The organism is Sutcliffiella horikoshii (genome assembly GCF_020524325.1).
GTDB classification, from domain to species: Bacteria; Bacillota; Bacilli; order Bacillales; family Bacillaceae_I; genus Sutcliffiella_A; species Sutcliffiella_A horikoshii_D.
In genome coordinates, this window is sequence record NZ_JAIVKY010000002.1 from 83,228 (window position 1) to 99,274 (window position 16,047).

Consider the following 16,047-nt stretch of genomic DNA (forward strand, 5'->3'; position numbering starts at 1 on the left):
CAATGAAATAATTTTAATAATTAAGTATCAATTCCTTCTTCAATAATCCTGCCCGATTGCTCAATACCAATTATTTCAAATGAAGAAAATATACTCAAGGTATTTTCCATAAAAAAGAAGCTCACCATTTTTCAGTAAGCGCCTTTTATGTATCCTCCTTATTTACTTGTTGGAATAGCATAAACTCTTGAACTATATTTAAAAATTCAACTCTGAAGTCTTACCAGTTATTACATTTCTATAAATCATTGCTCCTTGATCTGTCTGTATTATTTCAAAGATCCCGTATCCTCGCGCCATGACTGTATAGATTTCATCTTCAGTTTGTTGTCTCGCTAGAATTACCGCATATTCCTTGCCTGGCTGCATTTTGTAATCGTATTCAGATGTGTATGAAATAAACTTAGTTTCTTGTTCTTCTCTGGAAAGTTTGGTTAAGCCCATTTTTTCTAATCCTACATATTCACTTCCAACCCATGAATTCAATAGGTTGGAAATCCTGATGTCTCCCCCTTCGCTGAAAATCGTCTTTTTACCGGATAAATCATTTCCATGTATAGTATCAAGGATTTCCACTTCCAATGGTGTATAGGGCATATAGGTATAAAAGTTTTCATATTTAGGAAGTATTTCGGCCTCTTTAATGTTAAGAACTTTTAAGTGTACAATAGATGTCCCCTCAAATAGTAAATTCCTAGGTTCTCTAGGATCCACCGCCCAGCTATTTTGGCTTTGAGAAACCGAATAAATATCCTCTGGGCTAATTTCTTCCTGAATGCTAACATTCTGTTTGTTCTCTATGATTAGTACCTTATCACTATGAATTCCCGCAAGGTTTTGAATGTCATTATGTTGTCCACCAATGCTCCAAATGAGAATTGCTGCCATAGTCAAAGTTAGCAATGCAGTAGCAACTATCTTTCCATTTATAGGTATTCCTTTTTGGTCTTTAGTCTGACTCATTGCTAGTTCCTTGTTTATTCGGTTAGAAATACTTTTTAGGCTTTGTTTTTTTAAACTATGATTCTTAGGAAATGATTGTATCTCATCGTGGAGTCTAGAATTTTTCATATTTCTCGGCCCCCCATCTTTTTCTCCAGCGTTTTCAAAGCCCTATGGTAGCTGAGATTCACTTTACTCTCTGTCCAATTCAGCGCTTTCGCAGTCTCTTGAACTGACAGCTCGTTGATTCCTCTTAACATGAGTACGTCATAATAGCTTTGCTTTAACATCCTAATTTCCATATAGAGTTCCAGTTTCGTTTCACTTAAACCCACAATTTCCTCAGGTGAATCCGAACCCTTTGCTGTCAAACTGAATTGAAAATATCGTTTTCTTTTTATCTCTTCTTTCCTTTTCTTTCTACTTTCATCAATTGCCACGTTCCTGGCAATACTTATCAGCCAAGTTCGAGGGTTTGACTCCCCCTTAAATTTATGTATATTTCTTACGGCCTTCACAAAAGTCTCCTGTACAAAGTCCTCCACATCCATACTTCCCGTATAATAGATTAGAAAATTGTAAATGTCATTATGATATTCTTGAAACCAGTCCCTTATCACGTTTTCGTCTCTCATTCCTTCTCCCCCGTGAAACCATATACTAATTAGACGATAGTTTTCATTTAAACTTTCACTTAAATTAAATATTTTTTGTATATAGAGCTTTACCAACTAAAAAGACACGTTGTTTTCAACGTGCCAAGTGAATCCACTTTGATTCAAACACTACTAATTATATATTTAAAAGTTGATAAATAGAAAATGACCCCCAGTTATTTACCAAGGTCATTTTCTTGTTTATTAATCTAATAAATCTTCTATAAAAATAGAAATTTTTCTGCCCACTTAATTTTGGTAAGGGTAATAATAATCCTTATTAACGATATAACCATGAACTTTAACTGTCCTTGGAATTAAAGGATGCTTTTTTATAAACTCTATATTATTCTGAATTATACTCTCTGGATGGTTTGGTACACTAAGCCATTCCATCATATCTTTTTGTCCAAATGTTTTTATATAGTTTAGCGTTTGAATGACCTCTACCCTTCCTCCTCCTTCTTCCATGAGAGCATAAAGATCTTCTGGATCGATGGAGATCCCTTTGTCGTACTTTTCCACAATAATATAAATGTCCGCTATTTTCTCCATATAAACTGCCAATATTATATTCCTCATAAGAGAGCTAAAGCCTTGTGAAATTTCCTCTTCATAGCTATTGATAATGATTAAGTCTTCTAGGTTTCTTTTTGTAATGTTTGCAAAATGTCTTTCCAACTTTCTGTCTAAACCTGTTAATACCAGCGCTTTATTATTCTCCATATTAATTACCTCCTAATTAAGCAATTTTGCTATTTCATAATAAAAAGGAATTCCTATAATTAAATTTAATGGAAAAGTTACACCCAGCGATAATCCCAAATAAATAGAGGGATTCGCTTCTGGTACAGATGTTTTTAATGCGGCTGGCGCAGCGATATAAGAAGCACTTCCTGCTAAGACTCCCATTAATGTAGCTCCCCCTAGTGATAAACCTATACTATTTCCCATTAATACACCCAATGTGCCCAAAAACAATGGAATACTTAAACCAAATATTAAGAGCTTCATTCCATGCTGCCTAACTTCTGGTAATCGTTCACCTGCTATTAATCCCATGTTTAATAAGAAAAGAATCAGAATACTACTATATAAATCCATGAATAGAGGTTTCACTATTGGTTTTATCTCTTCACCAAGAGACAGGCCGATTACCAAGCTTCCAAGTAGTAGCAAGATACTTTTACCAAAAAGGCTTTCCCTAATAACTTCTTTATCAATCATTTTCACGGATGCTGGCATAAAACCTATACTATGTGTCGGTATGTTTAGCGTAGTATCGTTTCTCTCCATTACTTTCATCAAAAAGATAGAAACTAAGATTGCAGGGCTCTCCATCAATACAACCATTGCATTCATAAACCCTTCATAATGAATACCATTGCTGTCTAAAAAAGAAACGGCAGCCCCATACGTTACGATACTAATAGAGCCATAGGTAGCTGCAAGACCTATAGAGTTTTTAAAATCCATCTTCATCAAACGCATAATAAACAGTATGATAAATGGAATTATCCCTCCTATCAGAAGCGTGGCTACAATAGGTTTAATCACAGAATGAAGGGAGTATTGAGATAGTTCAATCCCTCCTTTAAGCCCGATGGCAATCAGAAGGTAAATGCTCAAACCTTCGCTTAGTCCATTCGGAAACTTTAAATCGGATTTAAAAATTGCTGCTAAAAGTCCTAATACAAAGAATAGGACGACTGGTGATAATAAGTTTTGTACAATAATGTCTGACATTGCAGGCTTCCCTCCTACGTTTGATTCAATAAAAAAACCGACAAATTTTAAGAGAAAATAGCCGGTTACAGCTATTTTTTCATCAAATTTGCCGGTTTACTTCCAATTGTTTATAAACCCTTGGAACGTCTCCCTGCTTACTTTTATTTTTTTCCAACTAGCTCTTCGAAGTTATTACCTAACTTAAAGACCATGACCCGCTCTCCTGTAACAGTACTAATATCTGTATAAAAGCTTTTCGTATCTTCTCCGGTAATATTCTTAATTATTTCTTTGAGACCTTCAACCCCAGACTCCACTAAGTCAGAGCGGGTTCTTTTTATGGATATCATTCCTTCTCTCGTACCACATATCGCTAGCTCGGCGGGCGTTAGAACTCCCTTTAAATTTACAATAATCATATCGCGCAATATATCCGTCTTAACAGACACTGAGCCGCGTCCCAAATAATCCTTTTCCCACTGTGTTAAGGCTTTGCTAATTTCTGATTCAATGGAGCCTTTTGATTTCATATGTGTACCTCCCTTACATAACCACAAAAAATCGGTATACTTCTTAACAATATTCCCTTGTTAAGAAATATACCGATTTATCTTCATCTCTTTCTAAGTTTGATTCAGAAAAGCTTTTTCACACAATCAATCCAATATTAAAGGTGTGCTAAAGAATTCTTAGATCATCAGAAAGGATTTCAATCTGTCGGTTATTAACTTATTTATTAATTTACCTTTAATAATTTGGTATGTCAATATCTAATTTCATATGTACAGTTACATTTATAACTTTTTTAATTCTGGGCTATGTTAAAGCCCACAATAATCACTTGGATTATCTGTTTCACATCATGGTAACAAATGTATTATTATCTAATTTACAATCTCTTTTTTATAAAATATCAAATTAGTATGTTCATTTATATTTTTTGTAATATTTGTTTTGACATATCCCATTTTTTCATACAGGTAGCAATTGCGTCCTTCTTCTAAAATAGTAGCCAATTCCCAACTGGTTGCATCGATAAACATTTCTTCAACGGAGTTGATGACTTTTTGTGCTATTCCTTTACCTTGGTATTCAGGAAGAATAAACATCGGAATTATCCAATGGGAGCTTTCTTTTTTAACGACATTAATGGCACCCACAATGGTGTCATCTACTAATATTTTTAAAAATTCACCATTAGGATTATTTATTCTTGTGATGACTTTATCAACCGTTTCATTTGCTGGGCTTGTTTCAAAATCTCTGTATTTTTCTAGCAACGGTTTAAAAGCTTTCTGTTGCATCACAAAAATAAAAGACGCATCTTCACATCTAGTTTTCTCTAAAGTAATTTCCATAACCCCACCCCCACTTCCATTCTACCCTACATAAACCAGCCAAAAATCTCAATCTTTTTTCTAAAAAAAAGACGCTTCCTTGCGGGAATGCGCCATGATAAAGACATTATTCAATTACATAACCACAATTTATTTTTGCTTATAATACGTAATCCCTAAAGCAAATGCGAGCACAAGACCTTTGACAATATCCATCGCATAGTAAGGGACAGACATCATGACAAGACCATTTTGCAGAATACCAATTAATACCGCTCCAATAAATGTGCCGAATGCATTTGGCTTGCCTGCTCCTAGGACGGCAAAGCCTATGAATGCAGCTGCTACAGAATCCATTAGATAAGGAGTGCCTGCATTGATTTCAGCTGTCATAATCCTCGAAGCAAGCACCATTCCGCCGATTGCAGCCAATAAGGCGGAAAATAAATAAGCCGCTATTTTGTATTTGTTCACGGCAATTCCAGATAGCTTGGCCGCTTCAGCGTTTCCACCGATGATGTACATGAATCTTCCGTGTTTAGTGTAGGTAAGGAAAATATGAACAACCACCACAATCGTTAACATAATGACGATAATCCATGGGACCTGTCCAAATTTTTGAAACAGTGGGCTGATGGTTCCCGTTGCAAACGTTCCGTCAGGCATAACCATATTTTGCGAGATCGTGGAACCTTTCGTATAAGTCAACGCAATTCCCTGGATGATGAACATGGTCGCAAGGGTCATCAGCATATCAGGAATTTTTAATTTTACAATCATAAATGAATTGAAAGCTCCTACTAACAGTGCTGCTGCGATTGCTGAAAAGATCGCCACTGCCGTATTTTGCGAAAACCAGACAAACATGGAGATGACAATCGCATTGGACAAGGAAGCAACAGAACCAACGGATAAGTCGAAGCCATTTACGGTTAGGGAGATGGTAATGCCAATCGCAATAATCGTAACGATCGAAATGGACCTTAAAATATTGATGACATTATTGGATTGGATGAAAGCTGGATTCGCTAGGGCAAACACGGCAATCAACACAAAAATGGTAATAATCGTACCGTATTTATATAAGAAGTGGAACAGTTCAAAGCGGAAGGCCGGTTTGGCGTTCGCCTGGACTGGTATGTCAGTTTTCATGTCTTTGTCCCCCTGTTGAAAAGTATAGAAGCTCTTGCTCGTCTGTATCTGCGGTGGAAAGTTCACTGATAACCTTGCCGTCGTATAAGACATAGACCCTATTGGTCAGACCGACAATCTCTGAAAGTTCAGACGAGGCATAGAGAATGGCCTTACCGCGTTTAGCAAGGGCGGCAATCAGTTCGAAAATGTCACGTTTCGCACCAACATCCACCCCTTTTGTCGGTTCATCAAATATATAAATATCCGCATCAGAGATAAGCCATTTGCCAATCGCGATCTTTTGCTGATTTCCTCCTGATAGTGTGTGGACACTTGTGTCGGGTGACGGTGTTTTAATGCCTAATGCTTGGATAAGCTCTTGGGATTTGTTTTTCTGCGCTTTTTTATCAAGGAAATGCAGGGCTTTCGTGAATGCGTGAAGATTAGCGGAAATTAAATTAGTTTGTACGGATTCGTGGAGGATGAGGCCTTCCTTTCTCCGTTCTTCAGGAATAAATGCCATTCCGTTTTGTACTGCTATATAAGGGTTTTTAACCTTGACCGTTTCCCCTTTGATTCGAATAGTCCCCGAGTTTTTGGAGGAATCTCCAAAGAGCGCCTTGCACAGCTCCGTTTTCCCCGCTCCAACTAAACCAGCTATCCCCACTACTTCTCCAGCCTTTACGTGGAAGCTTACATCTTTCACTATTGTATGGTCGCTCAGTCCTTCCACTTCTAGCAATGTCTCGCCTATGGTTGGATTGTGTTCCGGAAACTGCTGCTCTAGTTTTTGCCCCAGCATCCACTCAACTATCTTTTCTGGAGTAAGATTTTCAACCAAGTCCCGATTAACTACCTGTCCATTTCTCATAATGGTTATCTCATCACAGATCTCGACAATTTCAGGAATCCGGTGGGAGATGAAGATGACCCCTACCCCTTCTTCCTTCAAACTTTTTATAATGGAAAAGAGTTTTTCTGTCTCCCTGTTGCTAAGAGGTGCTGTTGGCTCATCTAAAATCAAAAACTTACAATCTGTTGAAATGGCTCTTGCCAGGAGGACCATCTGCTTCTCTGCTAGTGTCAGAGAGCTTGCTAGACGCTTGGTTGAGATATTACTATTCAATTTTTTCAGGTGTTCGGTTGCTTTTTTATGTACATTTCTCCAACGAATCCACTGCTTGCTTCCAGAGTGCTGCACCGTCTCTTGGAGCATGATGTTTTCCGCTACCGTCAGAGTAGGAATCAATGCCGCATCTACTTCCTGATAAACGATTTGAACGCCTGCCCGTTGAGAGTCAGTTGGTTTAGAAATAGAAAGTTGCTTTCCTCCGAGTTTGATTTCCCCGCTAAAATGATCGTACGCTCCAGCCAGTACTTTCATCAACGTCGACTTCCCAGCACCATTGGCTCCGATTAGCGCATGAACACTTCCAGGTTTCGCGGTAAATGTTACTTGGTCCAGTGCTTTCACTCCAGGGAATTCAATGGATATATCTTTCATTTCAAGTGTTGTGTTGGTCATTCTGCTCCCCCTCTCTACAAAAATACAAACACTCTCTCCTTTTGAAGAGAGTGTCCTCTATTATTTTTTGTAATGCTCTTTCAATGTGTTCATCCATTCTTCTAAAAAGGCATCAGACTCTCCCCAGCCTTCCACGACGGATGAAAGGTTGCCCATGTTCACAGCTTCGCTTGATTGCTGTAAATCTTCTTGTGAGATCAACGAAGCTTCCAAGTCATAAGTTTGCGGCGTTTCTTCCCCAGCAAGCTTTTTAGCAAGTAATCGAAGGTTTACCGCACCGATTAACTTCGGATCCACAGCAGCTGTATATTTCCACGGACTTCCTTCTGTGCCGATTTCCTGAAGATCCGCATTGGAAACATCGATTCCATAAATCTTGATTTCTTCGCGACCTGCTTCTTTCAAAGCACGAGCCGCTCCGACTGCGAATGCATCCCATGTAGCAAAAATAGCATCAATGCTCCCTTTAGGGTGCTTGTTTAACATTGCCGCAACCGCGTTCTGTGTTTGAACGGAAGTATCTGCCGCCGCAACGCCAAAGCGTTCCACCTCGTTCAGTCCAGGGTTATTTTCTAACGTTTCTTTATACACATTGTTACGTCGAACCATCGGCGGAAAACCGTCAACCCACAGGTACACAACATTTGCTTCCCCGTTAAAATCATTGACGAGTTGATCAAGTGCCAACTTTGCAAGCTCCTCATCATCTTGAGACGTTAGTGTAATTCCTTCAATATTCGCAAGGTCTCCATTGGAATCGAAAGTCACCACTTCTTTGCCGCTGTCGACAAGCTGCTGTACACCTTCCACTGTTGCCGCATCATCACCGTGTGAAATAATCACCCCGTCATAATCTTGGTTTACTGTCTGGTTGATTGCATCATGGAATTTGGCACTGTCACCATTTGCAGTAAACACATCCACTGTAAACCCGAGTGACTCTCCTTCCTCTTTCGCCCCAGCTAAAAATTGCGCCGTATGATCATCTCCACCAATCTTTCGGATGACCTTTATTTTCGCACCTTCTCCTTCAGCAAACTTCTCGGGTACATTCTCAATCGGTCCCGTCGGCTTACTGCTCGCTGCAGAATCGCCGCCTCCACTGCATCCTGTTAATAATAAAGTCGCTGTTGTTAATGCCAAAATTCCTTTTTTTAAAAAGTTCTTTTTCATTTCTTTACTCCCCTTTTTGCATAATTTGTCTTTTGTTAATTTGGAATAACCCAGCTGTTGATTGGAGCACAGAGCGTAGACTCCTGAGGGAAATAGCGCTAGGTGGAGACTCCGCAGGCTTGCCGAGGAGGCTCCAGCAGCGCCCCTAGGAAAGCGAAGCTCAGTGCGGAAATCAACAGCGGTGTTTGTACGAACTCAAAATAAAAAACCTCTCTAGAAAAGAGAGGTTTGAGCGCTAATTGAAAACAAAAAGACTTGTCCCTCTCTTATCTTTCAAAACATCACTGTTTTGCAGGATTTAGCACCAATTCCAAACGGAACGGTTGCTGGGCGTCATAGGGCCAGTCCCTCTGCCACTCTTGATAAGAGATCGAAATATTTAGTTTATTAAAAGAATTAAGTATTACTTTACCGCCTCAAAGGAGAAGTGTCAATGACTTTTTTGAAGAAAAGTCAAATTTACGGTTGGTAGTTTAAAGTTGTGATCCACCTCGCCTTGTTAAGGTCGATGAGGATGTCACTTTTGCCTTTTTCCTCAAACTGACGTCCTCATAAGGCCAAGGAGGACCTCTTTCATGAGATTTTATCAAATCAGAGGTCTTCATCGCCGCCTAGATGATTCGTTACCGTTACCGCCAAAAAAAGAAAAGCCTCACCCAGAATGGTGAGACTTCCCCCTGCTATATCTTACTTCGTTGAAACATAAACACGAGTTTCATAAGGCTTCAAAGTCAATTCGGACACACCTTCATGTGCAGCAACTTCATAGTTTTGAAGACGAAGGTCAGTTGAAGCTACTTCAAGATCTTCAAGCTCTACCGTTACTTCTTCTTCGCATAAGTTACATAATACAACTGCCACTTTGTTATCAAGTGTTCGTGTGTAACCGTAAACTTGTGTGTCATCTTCAAGAATCAAGTTGTATTCTCCGTATACAAATACTTCTTCTTCTTTACGGATTTTGATCATGTCGCGATAGAAGCTTAATACGGAATTCGGGTCATTCCATTGCTTTTCCACATTGATCGTTTTGTAATTTTCATTAACGCCCATCCATGGAGTGCCAGTAGTGAATCCTCCGTTAGGCTCATCGTTCCACTGCATTGGAGTACGAGAGTTGTCACGGCCTTTCGCCCAGATGATTTCCATCACTTTTTGAGCGTGCTCTTCGCCTTTTGCACTCTCGATGTCATAAAGGTTTTTCATTCCAACATCATCATAATCATTGATGCTGTCAAACTTCACATTCGTCATACCAAGTTCTTGACCTTGGTAGATGAAAGGAGTTCCTTGCATTAGGAAATACAATGCGCCAAGAGATTTCGCACTTTCTACTAGGTATTCTTTATCATTTCCCCATGTAGAAACAGAACGAGCTTGGTCATGGTTTTCAAGGAATAATGCATTCCAGCCGTTCCCTTCCAATCCTTTTTGCCATTTCGTCAATGTTTTTTTCAATTGAAGAAGGTCTACGCCACCTTCTGTTCCTTTTTCCCAAAGGCCAAGGTGTTCAAATTGGAAGATCATGTTGAATTTCCCGTTCTCTTCGCCAACCCACTCATCTGCTTGGTTCAGCTTCACACCATTTGCTTCTCCGACAGTCATGATGTCATAGCGTGCAAACGTTTGCTCTTTTAATTCCTCAAGATGCTTTTGAATTCCTTCAACATTCATCATGTAATCAAAAGATGGAACATAATCTAACCCTTTTGGATTCGGCAGGTCTGGGAATCCAGGCTCTTTTTTAATATGAGAAATAGCATCTACACGGAATCCGTCAATACCTTTGTCCAGCCACCAGTTGATCATATCGTACAATGCAAAGCGAACATCTTTATTTTCCCAGTTTAAGTCAGGCTGTTCTGTTGCAAAGATGTGCATGTAATACTGGCCAGTCTTCTCGTCCAATTTCCAAGCAGGGCCATTGAAAATACTTTCCCAGTTGTTCGGCTCTTTACCATCTTTTCCATCTTCCCAAATGTACCAATCGCGCTTTGGATTGTCTTTAGAAGACGCAGACTCAATGAACCACTCATGCTGATCAGATGTATGGTTAATAACCAAATCAATAATAAGCTTCATGTCGCGGTTATGCACTTCTTCTAGTAACTCATCGAAATCAGCCATGTTCCCGAAGTCTTCCATGATGTCTTGATAATCACTGATGTCATAGCCATTATCAACATTCGGAGACTTATACATCGGACAGATCCAAATAACATCTATACCCATATCTTTTAAATAATCTAATTTAGAAATAACTCCTCGTAAATCACCAATACCGTCCCCATTGGAATCCATGAAACTTCTAGGATATACCTGATAGGCAACTGCTTCTTTCCACCATATCTTTTTCAATCTTGATACACTCCCTTATTAACGACGCTCTTTGCTATGATAACGGTTGCATGATTGCGTAACCGTTTGCACAAATCTACAAAAAAAATATCACTTGGAATAATTCCACTACTTTACTATACCATCTTTTTCACTAATTTCAACTTAAATTCTGATTTTGTTTTATTCATGAAATGATGGGAGCTGGTAACACTAAGGTGTAGGAATATTTTAGGAGGATTAACTATGAAATATTTATTGGTTTGTTTATTGGCTGCATCCTTTGTTTTCTCACCACTATCTAGCTTTGCAGCAACCACTGAAGAATCAAAAGCAGCTTTCACAAGATACCAGTCTTTATGGCTGTTTGATGGTACGAAGGAAGTTCCTTTGCATGAGAACATCGAAGTTGGGAAATTTAGTTGGTCAAGTGATGGTAAATGGCTTGTTTATGAAGCAAGGCAATTAGATGTGCCATCAGAATCAGAGGAATATGACATTTGGTTATATAATACCGAAACAATGAGTTCTACTAAACTAAAGATTACCGGACATGATCCACAGTGGAATCCCGCAGACCGTTCATTTGCTTTTCTGACTGGATCTATTCTTTGTGTTGTAGAACTTGCTTCTGGTAATCCAATCATTCACCAGCTTACAGGTGGTGTGTCTAATTTCTCTTGGGATGCAGAAGGTGTCAACTTAATTGCCTCTGCCAGTGCGACTTTGTTCCCTGATGGTTGGAGTCACCCAAGACTATACGAAGTCCATTGGGGGATAGAAAAAGAAGCACATGAGATGGATGTAAAAGTTACACCTCTCCACACGATTGGCTCTCCACTAAAGTATGAAGATATCTCTATCCTCTCAGTGGATGCGGAGAACTTCTCATGGTCACATGACGGAAAAAGTTTAGCATTGGTTGTATCCCCAACTGCTTCTTGGTCTGCTGACAGCAACATGCTGAGCGTCTATGTAAAAGAAAACAAGCTGTTTATACCTCTTGGGGAGGTTCTTCTTAATCCCAATTGGATAAAGTGGGCACCAACTAAGCCTCTTCTTGCTTCCATTCAGGGCGGCGGCAGGATGACCAGTGGCGGTGTCAAAAATAAAGTACTGACGACAAGCACCATTATCCCTAATTATAAAAAGACACATACCCCAAAAGGGTTTGCAGATGTGGATTTTGACTGGGTGGACGATGAACAGATGGTGGTGGCGCGTGGTCGAGAAACTAGTGACAGTTCTGCGAAGTTTAAGTCGTCGTTGTATATGGTGGATTTGAAGGAAAAAGAGGCGGTTAAGATTGTGGAAGCGCCTGAGGGTTCTTCTGATGGGGAGCCTGTGGTGTTGAAGGTGGGTTCGTCGGCGTTGTTGGCATGGGTTCGGGTAGACGAGGATGGCAGAAGGCATATTTGGATGAGTAAGGTGGATGGATCTGACGGTCGGATGGTTGTGGAGAATGTGTTTGATGTGGTTTGGTTTGGAAAGTGAGGTTGGCGGCAGTTTCTATTGGAGGGTTTGTCGGGGGTAGGTTGTGGTGCGGGTGTTGAGAGGGCTTCTCTTTGACCGTTTTGGTGAATTTTCTTGCTGTTCGGGCGTTGAGAGGGCTTCTCTTTGACCGTTTGCGGGAATTTTCTTGCTGTTCGGGCGTTGAGAGGGCTTCTCTTTGACCGTTTGCGGGAATTTGTTTGCTGTTCGGGTGTTGAGAGGGCTTCTCTTTGACCGTTTGCGGGAATTTTCTTGCTGTTCGGGCGTTGAGAGGGCTTCTCTTTGACCGTTTTGGTGAATTTGCTTGCTGTTCGGGCGTTGAGAGGGCTTCTCTTTGACCGTTTGCGGGAATTTTCTTGCTGTTCGGGCGTTGAGAGGGCTTCTCTTTGACCATTTGCGGGAATTTGCTTGCTGTTCGGGTGTTGAGATTCCTTTTATTTCCTTCTATTGGACAGTTCAGTCAGATTTCACTTCCATTCGGGCGTAAAGAACGCTTCTATAAGACATTTCAACTAGATTTCACTTCCATTCGGGCGTATAGAACGCTTCTATAAGACATTTCACACACACTTCCATGCCGTTCGGGCGTACAGAACTCTACTATTGGACAAATCAAACGGATTCCCCTGGCGTTTTGGCACATAGAATCCTTATATTAGAAAACAAACACCCGCACCACGCAGCCCTCCCCTCCACCAAAAAACAAAAAACAAAAAAGGAGAAGCCCCCACCAACATGGGATCTTCTCCTTTCTTTCATCAAATCAAAACAAATTTAAGCTCTAGAAACGTAAGAAGAGTCAGTTGTATTGATGATCAATACGTCTCCTTCGTTTACGAAGAACGGTACGTTAACTGTTACACCAGTTTCCATCACTGCTGGCTTAGATCCGCCGGAAGCTGTATCGCCTTTGATTCCTGGCTCTGTTTCAGCTACTTTTAGTTCTACTGTATTTGGAAGCTCGACTCCAAGCGTCTCGCTTTGGTACATCATGATGGCAACTTCCATGTTTTCTTTCAAGAATTTCAATTCATATTCGATTTGAGCAGATGGAAGCTCCAACTGGTCATAGGACTCGTTGTCCATGAATACGTGCATGTCGCCGTTTGCATAAAGGTACTGCATTTTGCGGTTGTCGATCTGTGCTTTTGCTACTTTTTCGCCAGCACGGAACGTTTTTTCTTGGATAGCACCATTACGTAGGTTACGTAATTTAGAACGTACGAATGCTGCTCCTTTTCCTGGCTTAACGTGTTGGAAATCCATTACACGCCAAATGCCGTTGTCTACTTCAATTGTTAAACCTGTACGAAAATCGTTTACTGAAATCATTTATTAGTTCCTCCTAAAGCTATGTAAAATAATGCCCTACACGTATTGTATCCTTGAGAACCTTACTCTAGTCTACATCACGTGAGATACATTTTTACAAAATAATAAGTTCTTTTGTAGAGAAGGAAAGTGTTTCGTTACCTGTTTCTGTAACGATTGTATCGTCTTCGATACGCACTCCGCCTAATCCAGCAACATAAATACCAGGTTCTACTGTTACGATCATTCCCGGTTCTAGGACTGTGTCAGATCTCAGAGATAGAGAAGGACCTTCATGCACTTCCATTCCAAGTCCGTGACCTGTAGAATGGCCGAAGTATTCTCCATATCCTTTTTCCGTAATGTAATCACGTGTTAGTGCATCTGCTTCACGACCAGTGATGCCTGCCTTGATGCCTCTCATGCCTCGTAACTGTGCTTCCAATACAGTATCATAAATTGTTCTCAGCTCATCGCTTGGCTCTCCCACAGCAAGTGTACGTGTGATGTCGGAGTTATAGCCTTTATAGTAAGCACCGAAATCAAGTGTTACAAACTCACCTTTTTCAATCACTTTATCAGAAGCGACGCCGTGTGGTAAGGCTGAGCGGTAACCTGAAGCAACGATAATGTCAAAGGATGAAGATACAGCGCCTTGCTTTCTCATGAAGAATTCCAACTCATTGGATACATCCAATTCTGTCAGACCTGGTTTGATGTATGTAAGAATATGTTCAAAAGCTGCGTCAGCAATCTGTGTAGCTTCCTTTAATATCTTAATCTCTTGTTCACTCTTAATCAAGCGTAACTTTTCAATAACGCCAGAAACAGGGACAAGATCTGATTTAATGGTTGTTTTGTAGTTTAAATAAGTAGAAAAAGTAACATGGTCTTGCTCGAATCCAAGCTTTGCTACTCCAAGGTCTTTCACAACATTTGCGATTTCTTCTACCAGTCCACCTTTATGCTGGACAATTTCAAAACCTTCACATTGTTTGGCAGCTTGTTCGGTGTAACGGAAGTCCGTGATGAATACAGCTTTGTCTTCTGTTACGACTGCCACACCTGATGAGCCGGTGAAAGCTGTAATATATTGGCGGTTTTTGCTGCTTGTAATTAGTAATGCATCAATACCTGACGCTTGAAAGCTTTCTCTAAGTTTAGTTAACTTTGTCATCTTGCTATTCCCCCTTGTTCTGGTTCAATAAAGCTAGTAGTGCGAGTTCGTATCCATAAAAGCCTAGGCCGATAATTTGGCCTATGGTTACAGGTGCGGTAACAGATGTATGTCTGAATTCTTCCCGCTTATGTATGTTGGAAATATGCACTTCCATTACCGGTACAGATATGCTTGCAATGGCATCGCGGATCGCATAGCTATAGTGGGTGAAGGCGCCTGGGTTTATGACAATCCCGTCATATTGGCCTTCCGCATCGTGAAGCTTATCGATAAGCTCTCCTTCGTGGTTACTTTGGAAACAAGTTAATTCACACGAATTTTTGCCTGCGAATGCTTGAAGTTGCGCTTCTAAATCCTGCAATGTTTGACTGCCGTATACTGTGGGTTCCCTAAGTCCTAATCGGTTTAGGTTAGGGCCGTTGAGAACAAGTAAGCGCATGCTGCGATCTCCCCTTTTTAACTCTTGTCGATTTCCGTTCCAGGTGTTCGCTTATCCAGAGGGCGGTCCGGAAGCATCCTCGGCTTTCGCCTGTGGGTCTTCCCTGTCCCTTCCTCCCGCAGGAGTCTCACACCTTGCACTACAATCGACAAGGAAAACACTCCCATTCAATAAGAAAAGAATGTCCAATTACTGAACATTCTATCACATTCTTGTATTCCCTACTACTCATTCGATGAGGATTGTGATTGTTGTTTGGAATGTTGATTCTGGTGTTGCATTTCATTGTGTTCAAAGGAGATGGAATATCCGACAAAGACACCGAACAATATATATAGGCATACATTTGTCACATTTGTATCAAGGGTAAGTTCTCCGACTGTTTTTATGGAAGGGAACATTGGATTCAATAAAAAGAAGACTAGACCCCAGAGGGCAATCCCGTAAACAATTCCGACCCAGAACTGTTGAAACTTCTTCAATATGGCTGCATATATAAGAGCAGCGCCTATACCAAACAATCCGAGTAAGATGATACTAATAATATGACCGAGCCATCCTTTTTTCCAATCACCAAGCGCCCATGGCTGAAGCACAACATTTGGGCTGATTTCAGTAAAGCTGAAAATGTAGGCAATATAGCCGATAATACTCCACAGCACCCCACCGACAAATCCGGTAATAATCACTTTTGTCATAAAACCCATTGGTTCTTCTCTTTGGTTTTGCTCCAATTTCTTTTTATCACTCATCATTTGGCTTCCTTTCTTCTGCATCTTTACACATATCTTTCC

The 16,047-nt window shown here is 40.4% G+C and carries 15 protein-coding genes and 1 riboswitch; of the genes, 1 reads left to right on the forward strand and 14 read right to left on the reverse strand.

The window, feature by feature from the left end:
* Nucleotides 1-198: 198 nt before the first annotated feature.
* The 10 genes from LC091_RS01680 to LC091_RS01725 all read right to left on the reverse strand — a co-directional run bounded on the left by LC091_RS01680 (nt 199) and on the right by LC091_RS01725 (nt 10,853).
* Nucleotides 199-1,071, reverse strand: a complete 873-nt coding sequence (locus LC091_RS01680) for a hypothetical protein (protein WP_226679994.1) — start codon at nt 1,069-1,071, stop codon at nt 199-201.
* Nucleotides 1,068-1,577: an RNA polymerase sigma factor gene (locus tag LC091_RS01685; protein ID WP_226679995.1), complete on the reverse strand. Its 510-nt coding sequence runs from the start codon at nt 1,575-1,577 to the stop codon at nt 1,068-1,070. The genes LC091_RS01680 and LC091_RS01685 overlap by 4 nt, the downstream gene beginning before the upstream one ends.
* 270 nt (nt 1,578-1,847) lie before the next feature.
* On the reverse strand, nt 1,848-2,324 hold the full coding sequence (locus LC091_RS01690; RefSeq protein WP_226679996.1) for a carbonic anhydrase: 477 nt from the start codon (nt 2,322-2,324) through the stop codon (nt 1,848-1,850).
* Between the two features lie 12 nt (nt 2,325-2,336).
* Nucleotides 2,337-3,344 (reverse strand): sodium-dependent bicarbonate transport family permease, encoded by a 1,008-nt coding sequence (locus LC091_RS01695; RefSeq protein ID WP_226679997.1) that lies wholly within the window; start codon nt 3,342-3,344, stop codon nt 2,337-2,339.
* 143 nt (nt 3,345-3,487) lie between these two features.
* Nucleotides 3,488-3,856 (reverse strand): DUF2294 domain-containing protein, encoded by a 369-nt coding sequence (locus tag LC091_RS01700; protein WP_226679998.1) that lies wholly within the window; start codon nt 3,854-3,856, stop codon nt 3,488-3,490.
* 354 nt (nt 3,857-4,210) lie between these two features.
* Nucleotides 4,211-4,684 (reverse strand): GNAT family N-acetyltransferase, encoded by a 474-nt coding sequence (locus LC091_RS01705; protein WP_226679999.1) that lies wholly within the window; start codon nt 4,682-4,684, stop codon nt 4,211-4,213.
* A gap of 129 nt (nt 4,685-4,813) precedes the next feature.
* A complete protein-coding gene (locus LC091_RS01710; RefSeq protein ID WP_226680000.1) occupies nt 4,814-5,815 on the reverse strand; it encodes an ABC transporter permease in 1,002 nt (333 codons plus the stop codon).
* Nucleotides 5,805-7,322 carry a sugar ABC transporter ATP-binding protein gene (locus LC091_RS01715; protein ID WP_226680001.1) on the reverse strand — a complete coding sequence of 506 codons (1,518 nt, stop codon included), beginning with the start codon at nt 7,320-7,322 and terminating at the stop codon, nt 5,805-5,807. Before LC091_RS01715 ends, LC091_RS01710 begins: the two co-directional genes overlap by 11 nt.
* A gap of 60 nt (nt 7,323-7,382) precedes the next feature.
* On the reverse strand, nt 7,383-8,495 hold the full coding sequence (locus tag LC091_RS01720) for a sugar ABC transporter substrate-binding protein (RefSeq protein WP_226680002.1): 1,113 nt from the start codon (nt 8,493-8,495) through the stop codon (nt 7,383-7,385).
* 263 nt (nt 8,496-8,758) lie between these two features.
* A riboswitch (SAM riboswitch) is annotated at nt 8,759-8,864 on the reverse strand.
* Between the two features lie 318 nt (nt 8,865-9,182).
* Nucleotides 9,183-10,853, reverse strand: a complete 1,671-nt coding sequence (locus LC091_RS01725) for a glycoside hydrolase family 13 protein (RefSeq protein ID WP_226680003.1) — start codon at nt 10,851-10,853, stop codon at nt 9,183-9,185.
* Nucleotides 10,854-11,078: 225 nt separating this feature from the next.
* Between LC091_RS01725 and LC091_RS01730 the strand changes: the two genes are divergently transcribed.
* Complete coding sequence (locus LC091_RS01730) at nt 11,079-12,326, forward strand: TolB-like translocation protein (RefSeq protein ID WP_226680004.1); 1,248 nt, start codon at nt 11,079-11,081, stop codon at nt 12,324-12,326.
* A gap of 771 nt (nt 12,327-13,097) precedes the next feature.
* Here the strand turns inward: LC091_RS01730 and efp are convergent.
* From efp to LC091_RS01750, 4 genes are all read right to left on the reverse strand, one after another.
* Nucleotides 13,098-13,655, reverse strand: a complete 558-nt coding sequence (gene efp, locus LC091_RS01735; RefSeq protein WP_060664926.1) for an elongation factor P — start codon at nt 13,653-13,655, stop codon at nt 13,098-13,100.
* Nucleotides 13,656-13,749: 94 nt separating this feature from the next.
* Complete coding sequence (locus tag LC091_RS01740; protein WP_226680005.1) at nt 13,750-14,811, reverse strand: M24 family metallopeptidase; 1,062 nt, start codon at nt 14,809-14,811, stop codon at nt 13,750-13,752.
* Nucleotides 14,812-14,815: 4 nt separating this feature from the next.
* The gene (gene aroQ / locus LC091_RS01745) at nt 14,816-15,253 is read right to left on the reverse strand and encodes a type II 3-dehydroquinate dehydratase (protein WP_226680006.1); all 438 of its coding nucleotides are present in this window, start codon (nt 15,251-15,253) and stop codon (nt 14,816-14,818) included.
* A gap of 224 nt (nt 15,254-15,477) precedes the next feature.
* Nucleotides 15,478-16,008, reverse strand: coding sequence for a YqhR family membrane protein (locus tag LC091_RS01750; protein ID WP_226680007.1), 531 nt, complete (start codon nt 16,006-16,008; stop codon nt 15,478-15,480).
* Between the last annotated feature and the right edge of the window lie 39 nt (nt 16,009-16,047).

Coding starts and splice junctions, on each gene's coding strand:
- LC091_RS01685 (WP_226679995.1), bottom strand. CDS start 1,577: ATGAGAGACGAAAACGTGATAAGGGACTGGTTTCAAGAATATCATAAT.
- LC091_RS01710 (WP_226680000.1), bottom strand. CDS start 5,815: ATGAAAACTGACATACCAGTCCAGGCGAACGCCAAACCGGCCTTCCGC.
- LC091_RS01740 (WP_226680005.1), bottom strand. CDS start 14,811: ATGACAAAGTTAACTAAACTTAGAGAAAGCTTTCAAGCGTCAGGTATT.
- LC091_RS01720 (WP_226680002.1), bottom strand. CDS start 8,495: ATGAAAAAGAACTTTTTAAAAAAAGGAATTTTGGCATTAACAACAGCG.
- LC091_RS01750 (WP_226680007.1), bottom strand. CDS start 16,008: ATGATGAGTGATAAAAAGAAATTGGAGCAAAACCAAAGAGAAGAACCA.
- LC091_RS01700 (WP_226679998.1), bottom strand. CDS start 3,856: ATGAAATCAAAAGGCTCCATTGAATCAGAAATTAGCAAAGCCTTAACA.
- efp (WP_060664926.1), bottom strand. CDS start 13,655: ATGATTTCAGTAAACGATTTTCGTACAGGTTTAACAATTGAAGTAGAC.
- aroQ (WP_226680006.1), bottom strand. CDS start 15,253: ATGCGCTTACTTGTTCTCAACGGCCCTAACCTAAACCGATTAGGACTT.
- LC091_RS01730 (WP_226680004.1), top strand. CDS start 11,079: ATGAAATATTTATTGGTTTGTTTATTGGCTGCATCCTTTGTTTTCTCA.
- LC091_RS01690 (WP_226679996.1), bottom strand. CDS start 2,324: ATGGAGAATAATAAAGCGCTGGTATTAACAGGTTTAGACAGAAAGTTG.
- LC091_RS01695 (WP_226679997.1), bottom strand. CDS start 3,344: ATGTCAGACATTATTGTACAAAACTTATTATCACCAGTCGTCCTATTC.
- LC091_RS01715 (WP_226680001.1), bottom strand. CDS start 7,322: ATGACCAACACAACACTTGAAATGAAAGATATATCCATTGAATTCCCT.
- LC091_RS01705 (WP_226679999.1), bottom strand. CDS start 4,684: ATGGAAATTACTTTAGAGAAAACTAGATGTGAAGATGCGTCTTTTATT.
- LC091_RS01680 (WP_226679994.1), bottom strand. CDS start 1,071: ATGAAAAATTCTAGACTCCACGATGAGATACAATCATTTCCTAAGAAT.